Origin of the sequence: Mycobacterium novum (genome assembly GCF_010726505.1) — a bacterium.
In the GTDB taxonomy this organism is placed as follows: domain Bacteria; phylum Actinomycetota; class Actinomycetes; order Mycobacteriales; family Mycobacteriaceae; genus Mycobacterium; species Mycobacterium algericum.
Genome location: NZ_AP022562.1, coordinates 3,088,919 through 3,109,045, shown reverse-complemented (window position 1 = coordinate 3,109,045; position 20,127 = coordinate 3,088,919). Strand labels below are relative to the sequence as shown.

General features: G+C 70.1%; 13 protein-coding genes and 4 riboswitches. Of the genes, 6 read left to right on the top strand and 7 right to left on the bottom strand.

Annotated features, from left to right (window positions below):
- Nucleotides 1-86: 86 nt before the first annotated feature.
- Nucleotides 87-533: a hypothetical protein gene (locus G6N19_RS14370; protein ID WP_013830105.1), complete on the top strand. Its 447-nt coding sequence runs from the start codon at nt 87-89 to the stop codon at nt 531-533.
- Here G6N19_RS14370 and G6N19_RS14365 read toward each other — a convergent pair.
- From G6N19_RS14365 to cobN, 4 genes are read right to left on the bottom strand one after another with little or no spacing between them, the layout of a single operon-like run.
- Nucleotides 519-1,253, bottom strand: a complete 735-nt coding sequence (locus tag G6N19_RS14365) for a cobalt-precorrin-6A reductase (RefSeq protein ID WP_193465171.1) — start codon at nt 1,251-1,253, stop codon at nt 519-521. The genes G6N19_RS14370 and G6N19_RS14365 overlap by 15 nt on opposite strands.
- Nucleotides 1,250-2,701, bottom strand: a complete 1,452-nt coding sequence (locus G6N19_RS14360; protein ID WP_193465170.1) for a cobyric acid synthase — start codon at nt 2,699-2,701, stop codon at nt 1,250-1,252. Before G6N19_RS14360 ends, G6N19_RS14365 begins: the two co-directional genes overlap by 4 nt.
- Nucleotides 2,701-3,444 (bottom strand): precorrin-6A synthase (deacetylating), encoded by a 744-nt coding sequence (gene cobF, locus G6N19_RS14355; protein ID WP_013830108.1) that lies wholly within the window; start codon nt 3,442-3,444, stop codon nt 2,701-2,703. The genes G6N19_RS14360 and cobF overlap by 1 nt, the downstream gene beginning before the upstream one ends.
- On the bottom strand, nt 3,444-7,025 hold the full coding sequence (gene cobN / locus G6N19_RS14350) for a cobaltochelatase subunit CobN (RefSeq protein ID WP_193465169.1): 3,582 nt from the start codon (nt 7,023-7,025) through the stop codon (nt 3,444-3,446). Before cobN ends, cobF begins: the two co-directional genes overlap by 1 nt.
- A 235-nt stretch (nt 7,026-7,260) precedes the next feature.
- Nucleotides 7,261-7,453: riboswitch (cobalamin riboswitch) on the top strand.
- A 37-nt stretch (nt 7,454-7,490) separates the two neighbouring features.
- Between cobN and G6N19_RS14345 the strand changes: the two genes are divergently transcribed.
- The 4 genes from G6N19_RS14345 (at nt 7,491) to G6N19_RS14330 (ending at nt 12,170) form a co-directional block, all read left to right on the top strand.
- Nucleotides 7,491-8,681 (top strand): ABC transporter substrate-binding protein, encoded by a 1,191-nt coding sequence (locus G6N19_RS14345; RefSeq protein WP_193465168.1) that lies wholly within the window; start codon nt 7,491-7,493, stop codon nt 8,679-8,681.
- The gene (locus G6N19_RS14340; protein ID WP_193465167.1) at nt 8,678-9,730 is read left to right on the top strand and encodes a FecCD family ABC transporter permease; all 1,053 of its coding nucleotides are present in this window, start codon (nt 8,678-8,680) and stop codon (nt 9,728-9,730) included. Before G6N19_RS14345 ends, G6N19_RS14340 begins: the two co-directional genes overlap by 4 nt.
- A gap of 110 nt (nt 9,731-9,840) precedes the next feature.
- Complete coding sequence (locus tag G6N19_RS14335; protein WP_013830112.1) at nt 9,841-11,595, top strand: ATP-binding cassette domain-containing protein; 1,755 nt, start codon at nt 9,841-9,843, stop codon at nt 11,593-11,595.
- A complete protein-coding gene (locus G6N19_RS14330; RefSeq protein ID WP_013830113.1) occupies nt 11,592-12,170 on the top strand; it encodes a DUF7676 family protein in 579 nt (192 codons plus the stop codon). The genes G6N19_RS14335 and G6N19_RS14330 overlap by 4 nt, the downstream gene beginning before the upstream one ends.
- A 108-nt stretch (nt 12,171-12,278) precedes the next feature.
- Here G6N19_RS14330 and G6N19_RS14325 read toward each other — a convergent pair whose 3' ends face one another.
- The 3 genes from G6N19_RS14325 to G6N19_RS14315 all read right to left on the bottom strand — a co-directional run bounded on the left by G6N19_RS14325 (nt 12,279) and on the right by G6N19_RS14315 (nt 18,401).
- Nucleotides 12,279-13,997 carry a PPE family protein gene (locus tag G6N19_RS14325; RefSeq protein WP_193465166.1) on the bottom strand — a complete coding sequence of 573 codons (1,719 nt, stop codon included), beginning with the start codon at nt 13,995-13,997 and terminating at the stop codon, nt 12,279-12,281.
- A gap of 33 nt (nt 13,998-14,030) precedes the next feature.
- A riboswitch (cobalamin riboswitch) is annotated at nt 14,031-14,214 on the bottom strand.
- On the bottom strand, nt 14,207-15,853 hold the full coding sequence (locus G6N19_RS14320) for a PPE domain-containing protein (protein ID WP_193465165.1): 1,647 nt from the start codon (nt 15,851-15,853) through the stop codon (nt 14,207-14,209). It overlaps the preceding riboswitch by 8 nt.
- Before the next feature lie 35 nt (nt 15,854-15,888).
- Nucleotides 15,889-16,058, bottom strand: a riboswitch (cobalamin riboswitch).
- Nucleotides 16,059-16,166: 108 nt separating this feature from the next.
- Entirely contained in the window at nt 16,167-18,401 is a 2,235-nt protein-coding gene (locus tag G6N19_RS14315; RefSeq protein WP_013830116.1) for an NADP-dependent isocitrate dehydrogenase, read from the bottom strand.
- A 143-nt stretch (nt 18,402-18,544) separates the two neighbouring features.
- Nucleotides 18,545-18,665: riboswitch (SAM riboswitch) on the top strand.
- 131 nt (nt 18,666-18,796) lie between these two features.
- Between G6N19_RS14315 and G6N19_RS14310 the strand changes: the two genes are divergently transcribed.
- Nucleotides 18,797-20,119 (top strand): bifunctional o-acetylhomoserine/o-acetylserine sulfhydrylase, encoded by a 1,323-nt coding sequence (locus G6N19_RS14310; RefSeq protein ID WP_193465164.1) that lies wholly within the window; start codon nt 18,797-18,799, stop codon nt 20,117-20,119.
- Nucleotides 20,120-20,127: the final 8 nt, after the last annotated feature.

Here is a 20,127-nt window from a genome sequence, read left to right as displayed (position 1 = left end):
CCCAAAGACCCTTGTCTGTTACTTCGCGACACAGATAGCTTTGTCTGCAACCGACGGACACCGCTAACTCGGGAGGCAGCAGCGATATGGGTGCGATCGCGGCGGCAATCGTCTTCGCCTGGTTGGGCATGGTGCTGGCGATCTCGTTCATCGAGGCGCCGCTGAAATTCCGGGCGCCCGGGATCACCCTCCAGCTGGGGCTGGGTATCGGCCGGTTGGTGTTCCGTGCCCTCAACACCGTCGAGATCGTGCTGGCGACGGTGGTGGTGGTCGCGGTCGTCACTCATCCGCCCGGGCGGCTGGCGCTGGTGGCCATCAGCGTGGCGGTGACGATGCTGCTGGTGCAGTCGCTGTTCGTGCGGCCCCTGCTGCGCCGCCGCTCCGATGCGGTGTTGGCCGCCGCCGTGGCACCGCCCGGTGGGATGCGCGAGCGCTCCCGGGCCCACTACGCCTACGCCGGGCTGGAGGTGGTCAAGGTCGCCGGGTTGCTGACCGCCGGTACCGTCCTACAGCTCTGGTCAGTGGCCGGTTAGCACCCAGGCCAGCGCCTGCTCGACGTCGTACACGCATCGCACCCCCGCCGGCCGGTCCGGGCGTCGCACGATGACCACCGGCAGCCCGAGTTCCTCGGCGGCCAACATCTTCGGCCAGGTGTACTCGCCCCCGGAATCCTTGGTCACCACGCTGTCGGCACGGTGATCGCGCAGCAGCGCGAGTTCGCCCGGCAACGCATAGGGCCCCCGGTCGGTGACCACCGCCCAACTCGGTGGCAGCGTGATCGAGGGCGCGTCGACGACACGTGCCAACACCGCCGCGTCGGCCAGCGCCGGCAGGTAGGACGCCAGTTGTTGGCGACCGATCGTCAGCACCGGCCGCCGGCTCAGCCGGGCCGCCACCGCGGCAGCCTGCTCGTGCGAGTCGACCCACCGCCAGGACGGCCGGGCGCGCTCCGCCCAGCCGGGCCGCTCGAGCCGCAGCAGCGGGCGGCCCGCAGCCGAACAGGCGGCGGCCGCATTGCGGGACATGGTGGTGGCGAACGGGTGCGTGGCGTCGACGACGGCGTCGTAGTCGGCCAATGCCGCACGCAGACCGTCGATTCCGCCGAATCCGCCGATACGCACCGCCCCGGCCGGCAGCCGCGGGTTGGCCACCCGGCCGGCCAGTGACGTGGTGACATCCACGCCGGCGGCCACCAATCGGTCGGCCAGGGCGCGGGCTTCGGCGGTCCCGCCGAGCAGCAACACGTGCGTCACGGTGCCCCCGCCGCCAAGAACGGCAGCCCCGGTGGCGGCCCGCCGCGTGTCAACGCCAGCAGGGCATCGACATCCAGCTGCTGTTCGACCAGATCGGCCAGCAAGTCGAGCCGGTGCTCGCGGGCGCCCGGAAACGACACCCCCGAGGGTTCCATCCCGAGGCTCTCGGCGAGGAACTCGGCGCGCAGCGCATCATTCTCGAAACTTCCGTGCCGCATGGTGCCGAACACCGCACCGGCACGCACGCCGCCGAGAAAGTCCTGCACCCGCTCGCCCCGGCTGATCCGGCCGTGGTGTATCTCGTATCCGCCGTCGGACAGCCGCAGCACTTTGGCTGCGCCGAAACATGTTTCGACATCCAGCAGACCCAGGCCGGCCACCTGGCCCGGTGCGCCCTCGATGCCCTCCGGGTCGCGGATCGACCGGCCCAGCATCTGAAAACCGCCGCAGATCCCCAGCACCGGCTTGCCCGCTGCGGCGTGCGCGACGATCGCGGCATCCAGTCCGCGCGAGCGCAGCCAGCCCAGATCGGACACCGTGGCGCGGGTCCCCGGCAGCACCACCAGATCGGCGTCGGACACCCCGCGCGGGTCGGAGGCGAACACCACGTCCAGATCGGGTTCCAGGCCGAGTGCGTCCAGGTCGGTGAAGTTGCTGATCCGCGGCAGCCGGATCACCGCCACCCGTCGCGCCCCGGTCTTCGCCGAGCGCCTGCCATCCAGGTCCAGGGCGTCCTCGGAATCCAGCCACAATTCGGGATGCCACGGCAGGGTGCCGAAGACCCGACGCCCGGTGCGCCGCTCCAGTTCCCGCAGCCCCGGTTCCAGCAGCCCGGCGTCACCGCGGAACTTGTTCACGATGAACCCGGCGATCAGCGCCTGATCCTGCGCATCGAGCAACGCGACGGTGCCGAAGAATCCCGCGAACACCCCGCCCCGGTCGATGTCTCCGACGACCACCGTCGGCAGATCGGCGTGGCGGGCCAGCCCCATGTTCACGAAATCGCTGTCCCGTAGGTTGATCTCGGCCGGGCTGCCGGCACCCTCTGCGATGATCACGTCGTAGCGGGCCGCCAGATCGTCATAGGCGGCGTGGGCGGCGTCGGCCAGCGCCCGGCGCCCCTCCCGCCAGTCCGACGATGAGACCTCCCCCCAGGGCCGGCCCATGAGCACCACGTGGCTGCGCTGGTCGCTGCCGGGTTTGAGCAGCACCGGGTTCATCGCCGGCTCGGGGACAGCGCGCGCTGCCAGCGCCTGGACCCATTGCGCCCGGCCGATTTCCGTAGCGGTCCCGTCGGCGCCGGTGCACACCATCGAGTTGTTCGACATGTTCTGCGCCTTGTACGGCGCCACCCGCACGCCGCGGCGTGCCAGCGCCCGGCACAATCCGGTGGCCACCACGGTCTTGCCGGCGTCGCTGGTGGTTCCGGCGATCAGCAGCCCGGCCATCAGGGCCTGCGCACCAGGAAGATGTCCATCACCCAGCCGGCCTCGGCGCGGGCTGCGCGGCGGGCGTCGGCGATCTGCCCCGCGACGTCGCCGACCCGGCCGTGCATCAACCGCTCCCCCGCGGCGCCGAGGTTGGCGCCCCACCAGATCGTCCAGTCGGCCAGCGCGGAAAGATCCAGCCCGTCGGGGTTGAGCATCGCGACGATGTTGTCCTGACCGGCGCCCACGGCCTCCGAAAGTCGCCGCCCGGTGGTGATGTGCACCGGCCGGCCCACCTCGTGCAGCACGATCCGGTGTCGGGCGGCCAGCAGCTGCGGGGCGCTGATACCGGGCAACACCTGGAAATCCAGTTCCACGCCAAGGGATTTCATCCGCTCCATGATGCGGATCGTCGAGTCGTACAGCGATGGATCGCCCCAGACCAGAAATGCCGCGGTGCCACCCCGCTCACGCAGCACTTCGGCGTAGCGCGCCGCTCGGGCCGCATGCCAGTCGGCGACCGCGCGGGTATACCCGGGTCCGGTCAGCTCCGGTGAGCGGTCGCGCGGTGGGTCGGCGACGGTGACGATCGGGACTGCGGGGGCGTAGGCGTCGACTATCGCGCGGCGCAGCGCCAGCAGGCCGTCCTCGGATCCCTTGGCTGCGGCCAGCACGTAGTCGACGCTGCGCAGCACCTCGGCGGCCTCGGCCGTGACGTGCTGGGGTCCCATCCCGACACCCAGGATCCAGACCTGCAGCGCCATTAACGGTCCTCCAAATCCCCTTCGACGTCCAGATAGGCCTGCTGTAGCGCGGCCATGGTCTCCGGATCGGGGTCGGCCCACAGGCCCCGGTCGGCGGCCTCCTTCAACCGCTCCACGATGCCCTGCAGCGCCCACGGGTTGGATTTGTCGAGGAACTCGCGGGTCTGCGGATCCAGCACGTACTCCGCTGCGAGCTTCTCATACATCCAGTCGTGCACCACGCCGGCGGTGGCGTCGAAGCCGAACAGGTAGTCCACGGTGGCGGCCAGTTCGAAGGCGCCCTTGTAGCCGTGCCGGCGCATCGCGGAGATCCAGCGCGGGTTGACCACCCGGGCCCGAAACACCCGGGCGGTCTCCTCGGCCAGCGTGCGGGTGCGCACCGCATCCGTCGACGTCGAGTCGCCCACATAGGCTTTCGGATCTGCGCCGGTCAGCGCCCGCACCGTCGCGATCATGCCGCCGTGGTAGACGAAGTAGTCATCGGAGTCGGCGATGTCGTGCTCGCGGGTGTCGATGTTCTTGGCGGCCACCTTGATCCGCCGGTAGTTGGTGCGCATGTCATCGGCGGCCGCGCAGCCGTCCAGTCCGCGGCCGTAGGCGAATCCGCCCCAGGCGGTGTAGACCTCAGCCAGGTCGTTGTCGTCGCGCCAGGTTCCGGACTCGATCACCTGCAGGATGCCGGCACCGTAGGAGCCGGGCGCGGAACCGAAGACGCGGGTCGTCGCCCGGCGCAGGTCGCCGTGCTCGGCCAAATCGGCGCGGGCGTGCGCGGCGACGAAGTTCTGCGAATCCGGCTCATCGAGGGTCGCCACCATCTGCACCGCGTCGTCGAGCATCGTCACCACGTGCGGGAAGGCGTCCCGGAAGAATCCCGAGATGCGTACCGTCACATCGATGCGCGGACGCCCCAACTCCTCCAGCGAGACGACCTCCAGCCCCGACACCCGCCGGGAGGCCTCGTCCCAGTCGGGCCGCACCCCGAGCAGGGCCAGCACCTCGGCGACGTCGTCGCCGGACGTGCGCATCGCCGAGGTCCCCCACACCGACAGCCCCACCGACTCCGGATAGCGGCCGGTCTCGTCGAGGTAGCGCCGCAGCAGCGAATCGGCCATCGCCTGCCCGGTCTGCCACGCCAGCCGGGACGGCACCGCCCGCGGGTCGACGGTGTAGAAGTTGCGTCCGGTGGGCAGCACGTTGACCAGGCCGCGCAGCGGTGACCCGGACGGCCCCGGCCGCACGAAGCCGCCGGCCAGCGCATGCAGCACCGAGTCCAGCTCGGCTGCGGTGCCGGCCAGTCGCGGAACCACTTCGACCGCAGCGAATCTCAGCACCCGGCACACCTCGGGGTCAGGGTGCAGCGTGTCCGCGGCCCCGATGTCCCAGCCGGCGGCCTCCATGGCCTCGACCAGTTCCCGGGCACGGTCCTCGATCTCGTCGACGACGGCGGCAGCAGCGTCTTCCTTCAAGCCCAGCGCGGCCCGCAGCCCCGGCACCGCGTGGTCCACCCCGCCCCACACCTGCGGGGCGCGCAGGATCGCCAGCACCAGGTTGACCCGCTCGGCTCCGGCCGGGGCGCCGCCGAGCACGTGCAGTCCGTCGCGGATCTGGGCGTCTTTGATCTCGCAGAGCCAGCCGTCGACGTGCAGCAGGAAGTCGTCGAACTCCTCGTCCTGCGGCCGCTCGTCCAGGCCCAGGTCGCGGTGCATCTCCGCGGCGCGCATCAGGTTCCAGATCTCGCCGCGGATCGCCGGCAGCTTGCCGGGATCCATGGTGGCGATGTTGCCGTACTCGTCGAGCAGCTGCTCGAGCCGCGCGATGTCGCCGTAGGACTCGGCGCGCGCCATCGGCGGGATCAGGTGGTCGACGATGGTGGCGTGCGCGCGGCGTTTGGCTTGCGCTCCCTCGCCGGGGTCGTTGACCAGGAACGGGTAGATCAGTGGCAGGTCGGCGATCATGGCGTCGGTGGCACAGCTCGCCGACAGTGCCGCGGTCTTGCCGGGCAGCCATTCCATCGAGCCGTGCTTGCCCAGGTGGATCACCGCGTCCGCACCGAAACCGTGTGCCAGCCAACGGTATGCGGCCAGGTAGTGGTGGCTCGGCGGCAGCTCCGGGTCGTGGTAGATGGCAACCGGGTTCTCCCCGAAGCCGCGCGGCGGCTGGATCATCAGCACGACGTTGCCGGACCGCAGTGCGGCCAGCACGATCTCGCCGGCGTCGTTGACGAACAGCGTACCCGGCGCCGGGCCCCACGCCGCCGTCATCGAGTCGCGCAGCTCATCCGGCAACTCCGCGGTCCACTGGGCGTACTGCTGTGCGGTCACCCGTACCTGAGCACCGGCCAGCTGCGCGGCGGACAGCCAGTCCTCATCCTGGCCGCCGGCCTCGATCAGGGTGTGGATCAGCCGGTCACCGGCCTCGGTCTCGTCAGCAACGTCCAACACCCCGAAGCCGTCCCCGACGTCGTAGCCGGCGTCGGCCAGTCGGTGCAGCAGCCGCACCGCCGAGGCCGGGGTGTCCAGCCCGACGGCGTTGCCGACGCGGGAGTGCTTGGTGGGGTACGCCGAGAGCACCAGCGCCAGCTTCTTCTGGCCGTTCGGGATACGGCGCAGCACAGCGTGGTTCACCACGACACCCGCGACCCGGGCACAGCGCTCGGGGTCGGCGGCGTAGTGCGGCAGCCCGTCGTCGTCGATCTCCTTGAAGGAGAACGGCACCGTGATGATCCGGCCGTCGAACTCCGGGATGGCGATCTGGGTGGCCGAATCCAGCGGGGTGACGCCGTCGTCGTTGGCTTCCCAGTCCGCCCGCGACGACGCCAGGCACAAGCCCTGGAACACCGGAATATCCAGCGCGGCGACCTGTTCGATATCCCAGGCGCCGTCGTCGTCGCCGGCACCAACGGTCGCGGTGGCGTTCATCGCGCCGCCGGCCGCCAGCATGCAGACCACCACCGCATCCAGGGTGCCCAGCGCGTCGAACAACTCGTCGGGGGCGTTGCGCAGCGACGCGGCGAAGATCGGCACCCCGACCGCCCGGCCGGTGGCGTCGATCGCGTCGGCCAGCGCGTGGGCGAACCCGGCGTTCCCGCTGACTTCGTGGGCCCGGTAGTACAGCACCCCGACCCGCACCGCATCGGGTGCGTCAACCGGCTCGCGAGACCCGTATCCCCATTCCGGGATCACCGTCGGCTCATCGAAGCCCTCACCGGTCAGCAACACCGTGTCGCACAGGAACGCGTGCAACTGCGCCAGATTCGCCGGCCCGCCCTCGGCGAGGTAGGCATGCGCCTGCGCCGCCAGCCCGATCGGGACCGTCGAGCACTCCATCAGCTCGGCGTTGGGTGATCGCTCCCCGCCGAGCACCACCACCGGCAGGCCCGTGGCGCGCAGCAGCGTCAGCTCGTCGGCGATCTCCGCGGACGACCCCAGGATCCGCAGCACCACGACATCCGCCCCGTCGAGCACCGCTTCGATGTCCTGGCGCGCCGGGTTGCCCAGGTTGTAGGCCGCCCCGCTGGCACGTGCCGACAGCAGGTCGGTGTCGGACGTGGACAGCAAGGCGATGCGCCGGGCATCAGACATCGGGGTTCCTCCTCGGGGTTCGCGCCCCATCCGGTCGGGTGTCCCGCGGCCAGTATCTGGCTGACGGCGCACCACGAACCGCGCCGCTCACAGTGGCGGAACCGCCCCGGAATCATTCGGCGGTCCCAGCGTCGGCTCGCCTCCGCCGCCCCTTCGGGCCACCTCCGTCGAGCCTCGCTGAACCGCCGGAATTACACCGGGTTCCTGATGCCACGAGACGGCGGCCAGCCTAGCCCAGCGCGGCATGCAAGAATGTCGCCGGTAAGGCGATGGCAACACAGTGAGGAAGCCGGTGTGAATCCGGCGCGGTCCCGCCACTGTCATCGGGGAGTGACCCTCATCGGCCACGGTCCGCCACGTGTGGGGCTGGAAGGCGAGGCGAGCAGTGATCCGAGAGCCAGGAGACTCACGTCATCGCGTCCTGCGAACCGGGGCGGTGTACCCCGAGGAAGCTGATGCACGCCCATGTCCCGTGCACTGCGGGTAGTCCCCGTGCTGGCCACCGCGCTGGCCCTGGCGCTGGCCGGTTGCTCGGCCGAGCACGCCCCCCGCACCGCCGACGGGCGGCAGGATTGCATCACCGACTTCGATCCGCACACTGACTACTTTCCGGACAAGTCGACGCTGTCGGATGCCGCCAACTTCGCCATCGAATACCACCGCAGCTACCAGATCCTGACCGTGCACCGCCCCTACCTCGGCGGCAAGCCGGTGTCCTATGTGTTGGTGCGCTGCGGGGCGCCTGCCCCGGCACTGAGCGGCGAACTGGCTGCCGCCCAACGCATCACCGTCCCGGTGCGCAGGCTGTATTCGGGCTCGACGACGCATCTGGCGATGATCACCGAACTCGGCGAGGCCGACGTGGTGACCGGGGTGGCGAGCCCGGCCGCGGTCGCCGACCCGCAGATCCGCGAGCGCATCGACGCCGGTGAGACCGTCGGCTACGCACCCGGCGGGCAGGTCAACATCGAAAGCGTGCTGCACGCCGGCCCCGACGTGCTGGTCACCCAGGGCATGGACGACGCCGGCTACCCCAAGCTGCGGGAGGCCGGCCTGCCGGTGGTCGCCGACGCCGAATGGCTGGAGCCCACCCCGCTGGGCCGCGCCGAGTGGATCAAGATGTTCGCCGCGCTGACCGGCGCCGAACGCCGGGCCGGGCAGGTCTATCAGGGCATCCGTGACCGCTACCGGGCGCTGGCCGCGCAGGCCTCGGGGGCCTCGCCGACCAAGGTGCTGGTCGGCACCATGTACTCGGGCCACTGGTCCATGCCGACCGGCGCCAGTTACTCCGGGCGCCTGGTGGCCGACGCCGGCGGCACCTACCCCTGGCTCGCCGACGACGGCGCCGAGAGCCGGCAGCTGAATTTCGAATCGGTCTACACCCGCGCGGCAGACGCACCGCTGTGGCTGGTCACCGACGACTGGGCAACCGTCGATGATGCGGTGGCACGCGACAGCCGCTACGGCGAACTCGCCGCGGTCCGCACCGGCCAGGTGTGGTCGGCGACCAAGGCGATCGGGCCCGGCGGTGGCAATCTGTACTGGGAACGCGGCACCGCGCGACCGGATCTGCTGCTCGGCGACCTGGTCGCGATCCTGCATCCCGAGCTGGGCTCCGGGCATGATTTCGAGTTCTACCGGCAGGTGCCGCGATGACGGCCGCCGCGGTGCGGCCCGGGCGCGCGACGCTGGTGCTGGCCGGGCTGATCGCCGCGGTACTGGCGCTGACGCTGCTGGGGCTGGCGCTGGGGCCGGTGCGGGTACCGCTGGCCGACACGGTACGGGTGCTGCTCGGCGCCGAAGCATCGGATCCACGCTGGCAGGTGATCGTGGCGAACATGCGGCTGCCGCGGGTGCTCACCGCGCTGGCCGCCGGATCCGCCCTCGGGGTCGCCGGCCTGCAACTACAGACGCTGTTCCGCAACACCCTGGCCGACCCCTACATCCTCGGGGTCAGCTCCGGGGCCAGCCTGGGTGTGGCGCTGGTGGTGCTGGCCGGCGGTGCCGCCGGCGCCGGTTTCCGCACCGCCGGGGGCAGCCGCGCCGGGGAGGTGCTCGCGGCGGCACTCGGCGCGGCGGCGATGTTGACGCTGGTGCTGGTGTTGTCGCGCTGGACCCGCTCGGCGGCGACGCTGCTGCTGATCGGGGTGATGATCGGCGCGGCCAGCACCGCGCTGGTGAGCCTGGCGCTGGTGTACTCCGACCCGCAGCGGGTGCAGCAGTACCTGCTGTGGGGCTTGGGCAGTTTCGCCGCGACCGGCTGGACCGACCTACGGCTGCTGCTGCCGCTGGCGGCCGTCGGGCTGATCACCGCGGCGATGACGATCCGGCCGCTCAACGCCCTGCTGCTCGGTGAGAGTTACGCGGCGACCATGGGCATCAACGTGCACCGCGCCCGCATCGTCACGGTCGCCTCGGCATCACTGCTGGCGGGGGTGACGACCGCGTTCTGCGGGCCGATCGCCTTCCTCGGGCTGGTGGTTCCGCACGTGGCCCGCATCGCCGTGGGCACCTCGGATCACCGGGTGGTGCTGCCGACGGTGATGTTGCTGGGCGCGGTCGCCGCGCTGGCGTGCGGCATCGTCAGCCAGGTCCCGGGCAGCGATCTGGTCATCCCGATCAACGCGGTGACCGCGCTGGTCGGGGCGCCGGTGGTGATCACCGTGCTACTGCGGGCCCGCCGCGGATCGGGGATGCCGTCATGACCCCGGCGGTTCAGCGAGGCTCGACGGAGGAGAGGCGAAGCTGGGACCGCCGCATGTCACCGGCGGTTCAGCGAGGCTCGACGGAGGAGAGGCGAAGCTGGGACCGCCGCATGTCACCGGCGGTTCAGCTGGACGACCTGGCGATCGGCTACCGCAGCCGGCGCCGGTCGACGACGGTGGCCAACGGCTTGAGCGCGCAGGCCCGCCGCGGCGAGCTGACCGTGCTGATCGGGCCCAACGGCGCCGGCAAGTCCACCTTGATCCGCACCCTGGCCGGATTGCAGCCCGCACTCGGTGGCCGCGTGCTGCTGGACGGCGCCGACCTGACCGGCCTGCCCCGCGACGAACTGGCCCGCCGGGTCGCGGTGGTGTTGACCGAGCGGATCGACCCGGGCCTGCTGTCGGCGCGGGCACTGGTCGGCCTCGGCCGTATCCCGCACCTGGGGTTGGGGTCTCGGCTGCGTCCCGCCGACGAGGAGATCGTCGACTGGGCGCTGGCCGCGACCGGTGCCCAGCATCTGGCGTCGCGACCGGCCGTGGAGTTGTCCGACGGTGAATGTCAGCGTGTGCTGACCGCGCGTGCGCTGGCGCAGCAGCCCGGGCTGCTGATCCTCGACGAGCCAACCGCTTTCCTGGACGTGTCGTCGCGGGCCGGGCTGTTCGGGCTGCTGCGCAAACTGGCCCGCGACCAGCAGTTGGCGGTGGTGCTCAGCACCCACGACCTGGAATTGGCGCTGCGGGTGGCCGACCGGGTGTGGCTGCTGGACCCGGCCGGCACCCTGGTCGACACCGTCGGCGAGGAGCTGATGCTGTCCGGGCGCATCGGGGCGATGTTCGACACCGACACACTGCGTTTCGACCCGGGCAGCGGCATGTTCGCGTTCGGCACCGAAGGCGGTGAGCGCCGATCCGCGCGCATCGACGCCGGCGAACCGTTGCGCACCGCGCTGCTGCGGGTGCTGTCGCGGGAGGGCTGGGACAGCGCCGAGCCAGGCGAGAACTGTGAACTTCTCGTCACCGCAACCGATCCCGGCGCGGTCACGCTGCGCTGCGCGACGTCGACCACCCACACCGCGATGCGCGACCTGCCGCAGCGGTTGCGCACGCTGCCCACCGGCCCACACCGCTGCGCACCGGCCGACCGGGTGGTCTCCGCGTTGGCTGAACTGGCGGACGTCAGCCCGTATTTCGCGGTGTCCACCGGGCCGGTCGAAGGCGGCGGCTGGCGCCCGGTGACACAGCTCTATACCGACGAAGATCTGCTCGCTGATGCGGTCGGCACCGTGCGAGACCGGATCGGCGCATCGGATTTTCGGGTGGCCGCCTCGACCTTCTTCCTGGGCTTCGCGGCGCGGCTGTGGTCGATCGGGCTGGGCGCGATCGCCGAGCACGGCCTGTTGTTGGACCTTGACCCCGGTGAGCTCTGGTACTCCGAATCCGGCGGAACGGTGCGGCTGCACCTGGCCAATCCCGTGGCCTGGCAGGGGCCGGACCCGGCGTCTCGGCTCGCCGACATCGTCTTGAGCAGGCACCTGACACCGCTGGCCGCCGCGGTGCGACGGCTCGGTTCGATCTCGGAGAAGCTGCTGTACGGCAATGCCGCCTCCGCCGCGCTGGGCGCCGCCCGTGCGCTGCACCGCCATCACGGTGCACAGCTGGCGGCCGAACCGTGCTGGGAGCTCGCACGAACGGTGTGCGACGACGAACGCCTCACCGACACAATACGTTTCAACGACTCAGGCACCGACTACCGACGCGCCACCTGCTGCCTGTTCTACCGCACGCCCGGCGGCGGGCTGTGCATCGACTGCGCACTCACCCATAAGCCCGAGATTCGCACACCCGATAAGAAGGGATTCACATGACCGAAACCGCCACCGAGATCGTCGCCGATCCCCCGATCGTCGACACCGAAGACCGTGGCCGCGAACAACTGTGGCCGCTGCCCACCGATCAGCAGAGCCTGTTGGATCTGCTGCACCTGTGCTTCGACGAGTACTGGGACGAGATCTGGTTCGGCATCATCATGCAAGGCGCCGCCTGGGAGGTGGCCGCACCGAATGCGCCGCGCAAGATCGCGATGCTCGACGGCTACGCCACCGTCGATTTCGGCCGCTGGCACTTTCACCTGTGCATCGGCAAGCACCGGGCCAGCGGCTCCGAGCTGGGCCGGATCCGCCGCTGCACCCGAGCGGAGCTGTATCGCCGGATCGGCAAGGACGGCAACCCGATGTCGTGGGGAGTGCGCCTGTTCAACGGCCGCGACGAGCAGATGATGACGCTGATGCTGCCCAATCCGTTCCTCACCAACGACCAGCAGATGCGCGAGGAGCCCGAGTGGGGCCAGCTGGAGCTGTGGGACAAGTTGCGCGAGAAGTACCTGGGGCTGGGACCGGACCCGTTGGACCGCAGCGGGGCTCGGATCCGCTGCGGCGGTTAGCAAGGCTCGACGCAGGAGGGCCGAAGCTGGACCGCCGCATCAGGCCCGGCGGTTAGCAAGGCTCGACGCAGGAGAGCCGAAGCTGGACCGCCGCATCAGGCCCAGCGGTTAGGTCTCGTCGGCCGGCCAGGTGTTGGGCATCATCGGGCTGACCGCGCCACCGCCGAATCCGTCGTCGGCCAGCGCGGTCAGCCCGGCCGGGCGGGCGCCCGCCACCCGGTGCAAGCCACCGGCGAAGCCTTGTGCCGCACCGCGATCCGAAGCCGCCACCAGTGCAGGCTCGGGTTCCAGATCCATGTACTCATGGCCGCGGCCTAACATGTCGGCCGTCGACTTGCGCCGCCGCCGCCGGGGCGCGGTCTGCTCGGCCGCCTCGGCTGCTGGGACGTCCACGCTGTCCGGCTTGGGCACCGGCTTCTTGCGGGCACTGGTTCCTGATGCGCGTCGGGCACCCATGTCCAGGCCCCCGACCATGTACATGTAGGCCGGCATGGTGACCGACGGCGGCCCGGCAGGTGTGGGAGGCGGCGCGCCGGGCGGCGGGGTGGGTGCCGCGGCCGGTGCAGGCGCCGGTGCGGGCGTCGGAGCCGGTGCCGGGGCGGGCGCGGGCGCCGGGGCCGGCGGCTGGGCCATCGCCAGCCCGGGTGGCGGGGCGGGTGGCGGCGGCACCGCGGCGGCCGCCGCGAAGTGGTGCGCCAAGCCGCCGATGCCCAGGCCGCCGAGCACCCCGGCCGGGGCCAGCACGCTCGTGGCGGCCAGGGCGGGCAGCAATGCGGGTATCAGTGCCGTCTGGGTGATCAGGTAGTTGAGTGCCTGAATGGTGTTACCGATCGTCGCGCCGACGATCTCGACCATCGCCAGCGGTACCACCAGGCCGAGTCCCTGGGGGTTGAACAGCGCCGTGTACATGATCGCCAGCAGATCGTCGACGATGACGATGGTGGTGAACGCGAAATACGACCCCGGATCCAGGGGCACCGAGAAGATGTACGCCAGGTTTGCCGGGTTGAAATAGCTCAGCGGGTTGCCGGTCCACCCCAGCCACGAGCCGGGCACGCCCCACGGCGGCAACAACGACGATCCGCTCTGCAGGCTCGTGAAGAAATCGGCGAGCGGACCCGAGATGCCGGTGAAGCCGATCTTGTCGAAGAACTCGGTCAACTGCGCATACAGCGGGTACTGACTGCTGTCGGGATACGGCGGGCTGGGGACGAGTCCTTCGAGCCATTTCGCGAAGTCGAGGAACCACTGGGGCGGCTCCGGCGCGGTCGCGTCCGCGCTCCCGGCGGCCTTGAGCACCGGGGGCGCCGGCTCGGTCTGCGGCGATGCCGCCACCGCGGCGGTCGCGGTGGCCTCGTAGGCGGTCATCACGGTGGCAGCCTGCAGCCACATCCGCGCGTAGTCGGCCTCGTTCAGCGCGATCGGAATCGTGTTGACGCCAAAGAAGTTCGTGCCCACCAGCACCGCATGCGTGACATGGTTGGCTACCAGCTCGGCCATCGTCGGCATCGCCGCCAGTGCGCCGCTGTAGGCGGCAGCCGCGGTCTGCTGCTGGGCAGCGGCCGCCGTGGCGTCGGCACCGGCGCGCACCAACCACGCCAGGTAGGGCGCGTTGGCGGCCACGAACGCCTCCGCGGCCGGGCCCTGCCAGGCCCCGGCCTGCACCGCACCCAACAGCGCGGTCAGCTCATCGGCGATCTCGGCGTACTCGACGGCCAAAGCCGTCCACGCCGCCGAAGAGGCCAGCAAGGGACCGGCACCGGGACCGGCGGACAACAACGACGAATGGATCTCAGGAGGCGACGCCATCCAAATAGGCGCGGTCACGTCGACCAGCTCTCTCGGGGTACACCGCCCCGGGTAGCAGGATGCGACGACGTGAGTGTCCTGACTCTCGGATCATCGCTCGCCTCGCCTTCCAACTCCCTGTGGAGCCGTGGCTGTTGAGGGTCGCTCCCCGATCACAGTGGCGGGACCGTGCCGGATTCTCACCGGCTTCCTGCACCGTCGTTGCCTTACCGGCGCATTATCGCACGTTAAGGGGCCAGCTTGCGACGTTCCCGCGTCCAGGTGCCCGGTGTCATCGGTGCCGTCACTTCGCCGAATGCGTCCCCGGCCAGGGCGGTCAGTCCACTGGGGAGCACGTGCTCGGCGCCCGGCGGGTCGGTGTTGTCCGCGCCGGCCACCGCATCCCGGGCATCGTCCAAGTCCATGTACTCATAACCGCGGCCGAGCATGTCGGTCTTCGCCTTGCGGCGCCGCCGGGTCTTGGCCTGCACCTCGGCGGCGGCCGCGGCCGCCGGAACCTCGGCGGCGTCGGGTTCGGGCGCCCTGCGGCGGCGCGCGCTGGTGCCCGCCGCCCGGCGGGCCTGCTGGCCCAGGCCGGCCACCATGTACAGGTAGGACATGCCGTCCACCGGCGACAGCGGCGGCGCGGCTGGCGGCGGCGGTGCAGGCGGTGCACCGGCGGCCGGAGCGGGCGCCGGGGCCGGGGCCGGGGCGGGCGCGGGAGTCGGCGCCGCGGCGGGTGGCGTCGGCGCCACCGTCAGACCGGCGAACGGCGGGACCACCGGAACGACCGGAACCGGCACGGCGTGCAGCGCGGCCAGCCCGGACAGTCCCGCCAGCCCGGCCAGCGGCGCCGCGGCCAGCGGCGCCAACGCGGCGGTCAGCATCGGCAGCATCACCGGGATCAGCACGATCGCCTGCTCCAGCAGCGTCTTGAGCAGGGCGATCACGTCGGTGATGATGGTGCCGATCGCCTCGACCGCGGTGAACAGCAAGGTGGCGGCGATGGTGGCGGGGTTGCCGCTGGCGAACGCCGCGGCCAGGTCGGCGGCGATGAACGCGAAGGTCTGCGACAGATAGGCCGCGAACGACCCGAAGTCCATCGGGTAGCCCAGCGCGAACGCGATGTTGTAGGGGCTGAAGAAGCTGAGCGGGTTGCCCAGCACGGGCAGCCAGGGATCGAAGCCGGCGAACATCGACTGCAGGTAGGGGTTGGCCGCCAGTTCGTTGATCATCGGCTGCAGCACGTTGTTGTAGAAATCGGTGTAGCCGCTGTTCTGCAGCCACTCCATGATGTCGTTCTGCCGATCCGGCGGCAGCTGCGGCTGGCTGGCGGCGCTCGAACTGGCCGATTCGGCTTTGGCTATCTGCGGCGCGGCGACGGCCTGCGGACTCGACGCCACCGCCGCACCGGCGACGGCCTGATAGCTGGCCATCACGGTGGCGGCCTGCAGCCACATCCGGCCGTAATCGGCTTCGTTGAGCGCGATGGGAATGGTGTTGACGCCGAAGAAGTTTGTGGCCACCAGCACCGCGTGCGTGACGTGGTTGGCCGCCAGTTCGGCCATCGTCGGCATCGCCGCCAGCGCGGCGTTGTAGGCCGAGGCCGCGACCTGCTGTTGTGCGGCCATCACCGAACTGTCGGCGGCGGCGTGGATCAGCCAGGCCAGGTACGGGGTGTTGGCCGTCAGGTACGCCTCGGCGGACGGGCCCTGCCACGCCCCGGCCTGCACCGCGCCCAGCAGGGCCGTCAGCTCGTCAGCGATCTCGGCGTACTCGCTGCTCAGCGCGCTCCACGCCGCCGCCGACGCCAGCAGCGGACCGGCGCCGGGCCCGGCCGACAGGAGCGTCGAATGGACTTCGGGGGGAGACGCGATCCAAATCGGCGCGGTCACGTTCGCCAGCTTCCTCGGGGTGCCCGCCCCGAATCGCAGGTCGCGACGACGTGAGTGTCTGGCTCTCGGGCGGGCTTCGCTCCCCCGATCACAGTGGCGGGACCGCTCCGGAATTGAAGCGGCGGCCCCAGCTTCGCTGAACCGCCGGTTCGCACCGGATTCCTACCTCGTCATCGCCTTACCCGGCGAATTCTCGCACGCGCAGCGCGTCAGCATCGGTCGAGTGGGAAATCCCCGACGACGCCGTCGGCGTGTTGGTCGTGGATTTCCCACTCGGCGGGGTGGTCGGCGGGGTGGGCAGCGGTCGGTCCGGTCAGTCCTTGCCGGCGATCACCGCGTTGAGCGTCGGGCTGGGCCGCATCACCGCCGCCGTCAGATCGTGATCCGGCGCGTAGTAGCCGCCGATGTCCACCGCCTTGCCCTGCACCACGGTCAGCTCGTCGAGGATGACGTCCTGGTTCTTCTCCAACCCGTTCGCCACCGCGGCGAAATGCTCGGCCAGCGCGGCGTCCTCGGTCTGCGCGGCGAGCTCCTGCGCCCAGTACTTGGCCAGGAAGAACTGGCTGCCGCGGTTGTCGAGCTCCCCGGTCTTGCGCGACGGGCTCTTGTTGTCGGCCAGCAGCCTGCCGATCGCCGTGTCCAGCGTCTGCCCCAGGATCTTCGCGCCGCGGTTGCCGGTCTTGGCGCCCATGTCGTCGAAGCTGGCGCCCAACGCCAGGAACTCGCCGAGCGAGTCCCACCGCAAGTGGTTCTCCTCCACCAGCTGCTTGACGTGCTTGGGCGCCGAACCGCCGGCGCCGGTCTCATACATGCCGCCGCCGGCCATCAGCGGCACGATCGACAGCATCTTGGCGCTGGTGCCCAGCTCCAGGATCGGGAACAGGTCGGTGAGGTAGTCACGCAGGATGTTGCCGGTCGCGGCGATGGTGTCCTGGCCGCGGATCAGCCGCTCCAGGGTGTAGCGCATCGCCCACACCTGCGGCATGATCTGGATCTCCAGGCCCTCGGTGTCGTGGTCGGCCAGGTAGGCCTTCACCTTCTTGCGCAGCTCGGCCTCGTGCGGACGCTCGGTGTCCAGCCAGAACACCACCGTCATGCCGGAGATCCGCGCGCGCTCCACGGCCAGCTTCACCCAGTCGCGGATGGCGGCGTCGGTGACCGTGCACAGCCGCCAGATGTCACCGGCCTCGACGTTCTGGGTCAGCAGTACCTCACCGGTGTCCAGGTCCACGATGTCGGCGATCCCGGCCTCGGGGACCTCGAAGGTCTTGTCGTGGCTGCCGTATTCCTCGGCCTTCTGTGCCATCAGGCCGACGTTGGGCACGGTGCCCATGGTGGCCGGGTCGAACTGGCCGTGGGTCTTGCAGAAGTTGATCAGCTCCTGGTAGATCCGCGCGAAAGTGGATTCGGGGTTGACCGCCTTGGTGTCCTTGGTCCGCCCGTCGGCGCCGTACATCTTGCCGCCGGCCCGGATCATCGCCGGCATCGAGGCGTCGACGATGACATCCGACGGCGAGTGGAAGTTGGTGATGCCGTTGGCCGAATCCACCATCGCCAGTTCGGGACCCTGCTCGTGGCAGGCGTGCATGTCCTCGATGATCTCTTCGCGCTGGGAGGCCGGCAGCGTCTCGATCTTGTCGTACAGGTCGACCAGGCCGTTGTTGACGTTGACGCCCAGGTCGTCGAAGAGCTTCTGGTGCTTGGCGAATGCGTCCTTATAGAACACCTTGATGGCGTGGCCGAACACGATCGGGTGGCTGACCTTCATCATGGTGGCCTTGACGTGCAGCGAGAACATCACGCCGGTCTTGCGGGCGTCCTCCATCTCCTGTTCGTAGAACTCGCGCAGCGCGCGCACGCTCATGAACATCGAGTCGATGATCATGCCGTCGGACAGCGCAACCTTCTCCTTGAGCACAATCGTCTTGCCGCCCTTGGTTTTCAGCTCCATCTTCACGTCACGGGCGCGGTCCAGCGTCATCGACTTCTCGCCGTGGTAGAAGTCGCCGTGGCGCATGGTGGCCACGTGGGTGCGCGACGCCTGCGACCACTCCCCCATGCTGTGCGGGTGCTTGCGGGCGTACTCCTTGACCGCCTTGGGCGCACGACGGTCGGAGTTTCCTTGGCGCAGAACCGGGTTCACGGCACTGCCCAGACACTTGGCGTAGCGGTCGTGGGTCTGGCGTTCGGCGTCGGTCTTGGGGTCGGCCGGATAGTCCGGCAACGCGAAGCCCTTGCCCTGCAGTTCCTTGATCGCGGCGACCAGCTGCGGCACCGACGCGCTGATGTTGGGCAACTTGATGATCGTGGTGTCGGGAAGTTCGGTCAGCCGCCCGAGTTCGGCCAGGTTGTTGGGCACCCGCTGCTCCTCGGTGAGAACATCGGGGAACTCCGCCAGGATGCGCGCGGCCAGCGAGATGTCACTGGATTTGACGTCGATGCCCGCGGGCTCGGTGAAGGCCTGCACGATCGGCAGGAACGAGTACGTCGCCAGCAGCGGCGCCTCGTCGGTCAGCGTGTAGATGATGGTCGGCTGGTCGGCGCACATGGCTGTTCTCCCGGCGTCAGGGTTCGTATGTCTGTTGTTCCGCGTGGTACACGGCGGCCTCAAGTATCGCGTACCGGCCAACGGCGGCCACCGGCCGGTGAGCAGGTGGCGGCACCTCCGATAGATGCGATAGGCTGCCAAGCGGTCATGAGTGCCAGCGCGAAGCCCCGGCTTGCTGGCCGGCAACCCTCCAACCGCGGTGGGGTGCCCCGGGTGATTGACCGGGTTGAGTAGCCACCGCCGGCTACGCGGCAAGCGCGGGTCCGCCACAACGGGCCCCCCGAGTAGACAGGGGAACCTGATGCGTGCCTCCTTGCGCCGATCAGACCGTTGTTGTCGTCGCTGACACCTCTCCTGCCCCAGCGACAACACTTCTCTTCAGAAAGCATCTATCTATGACCGCCGGTAACAACTGGTCGTTCGAGACCAAGCAGATCCACGTCGGCCACGCCGGTGACCCGGAAACCGGGTCACGCGCCCTGCCGATCTACCAGACCACCTCGTACCTGTTCAGCGACACCGACGAGGCCGCGGCCCGCTTCGCGCTGGCCGAGCCGGGCAACATCTACACCCGGCTGACCAACCCCACCAACGCCGTCATCGAGGAACGCATCGCCGCGCTCGAGGGCGGGGTGGGCGCCACCTTGCTGTCGGCCGGCCAGGCCGCCAGCACGTTCGCGATCTTCAACCTCGCCGGCACCGGCGACCACATCGTGGCCAGCCCGCGACTGTACGGCGGCACCTACAACCTGTTCCGCTACTCGCTGCCCAAGCTGGGCATCGAGGTCAGCTTCGTCGAGGACCCCGACAACCTGGAGTCCTGGGCCGCGGCGGTCCAGCCGAACACCAAGGCGTTCTACGCCGAGAGCATCTCCAACCCCAAGATCGACATCCTCGACACCCCGGGTGTCTCGGCGGTGGCGCACGAGCACGGCGTGCCGCTGATCGTCGACAACACCATCGCCACCCCGTACCTGATCCAGCCGATCAGCCAGGGCGCCGACATCGTGGTGCACTCGGCCACCAAGTACCTGGGCGGCCACGGCACCGCGATCGCCGGCGTGATCGTCGACGGCGGCAACTTCGACTGGACCCAGGGTCGCCACCCCGGGTTCACCACCCCCGACCCCAGCTACAACGGCCTGGTCTACGCCGACCTGGGCCCGCCGGCCTACGCGATCAAGATCCGTGCCCAGCTGATGCGCGACTACGGGTCGGTGGCCTCGCCGTTCAACGCCTTCCTGATCGCCCAGGGCCTGGAAACGCTGAGCCTGCGGGTCGAGCGTCACGTCGCCAACGCCCAGCGGGTCGCGGAATTCCTGGCCGCCCGCGACGACGTGCTGAGCGTCAACTACGCCGGGCTGCCCAGCTCACCGTGGTACGAGCGGGCCCAGCAGCTCGCCCCGAAGGGGGTCGGCGGGGTGCTCTCGTTCGAGGTGGCCGGCGGTATCGAGGCCGGCAAGGCATTCGTCAACGCGCTGCAGCTGCACAGCCACGTCGCCAACATCGGTGACGTGCGCTCGCTGGTGATCCACCCCGCGTCCACCACCCACAGCCAGCTCTCCGGAGACGAATTGCTGTCCACCGGCGTCACCCCGGGCCTGGTCCGGCTGGCGGTCGGCATCGAAGGCATCGATGACATCTTGGCCGACCTGGAACTCGGGTTCGCCGCAGCCGCAACACAGCTCGGCGAATCGTCTGCGCTGGCGGCTCGTTGAGGCGGTTG

Bases quoted from the DNA above. Each gene is read 5' to 3' on its own strand.
- G6N19_RS14330 (WP_013830113.1), top strand. From the start codon at position 11,592: ATGACCGAAACCGCCACCGAGATCGTCGCCGATCCCCCGATCGTCGAC.
- cobF (WP_013830108.1), bottom strand. From the start codon at position 3,444: ATGGCGCTGCAGGTCTGGATCCTGGGTGTCGGGATGGGACCCCAGCAC.
- cobN (WP_193465169.1), bottom strand. From the start codon at position 7,025: ATGTCTGATGCCCGGCGCATCGCCTTGCTGTCCACGTCCGACACCGAC.
- G6N19_RS14310 (WP_193465164.1), top strand. From the start codon at position 18,797: ATGACCGCCGGTAACAACTGGTCGTTCGAGACCAAGCAGATCCACGTC.
- G6N19_RS14360 (WP_193465170.1), bottom strand. From the start codon at position 2,701: ATGGCCGGGCTGCTGATCGCCGGAACCACCAGCGACGCCGGCAAGACC.
- G6N19_RS14335 (WP_013830112.1), top strand. From the start codon at position 9,841: ATGTCACCGGCGGTTCAGCTGGACGACCTGGCGATCGGCTACCGCAGC.
- G6N19_RS14345 (WP_193465168.1), top strand. From the start codon at position 7,491: ATGTCCCGTGCACTGCGGGTAGTCCCCGTGCTGGCCACCGCGCTGGCC.
- G6N19_RS14315 (WP_013830116.1), bottom strand. From the start codon at position 18,401: ATGTGCGCCGACCAGCCGACCATCATCTACACGCTGACCGACGAGGCG.
- G6N19_RS14370 (WP_013830105.1), top strand. From the start codon at position 87: ATGGGTGCGATCGCGGCGGCAATCGTCTTCGCCTGGTTGGGCATGGTG.
- G6N19_RS14340 (WP_193465167.1), top strand. From the start codon at position 8,678: ATGACGGCCGCCGCGGTGCGGCCCGGGCGCGCGACGCTGGTGCTGGCC.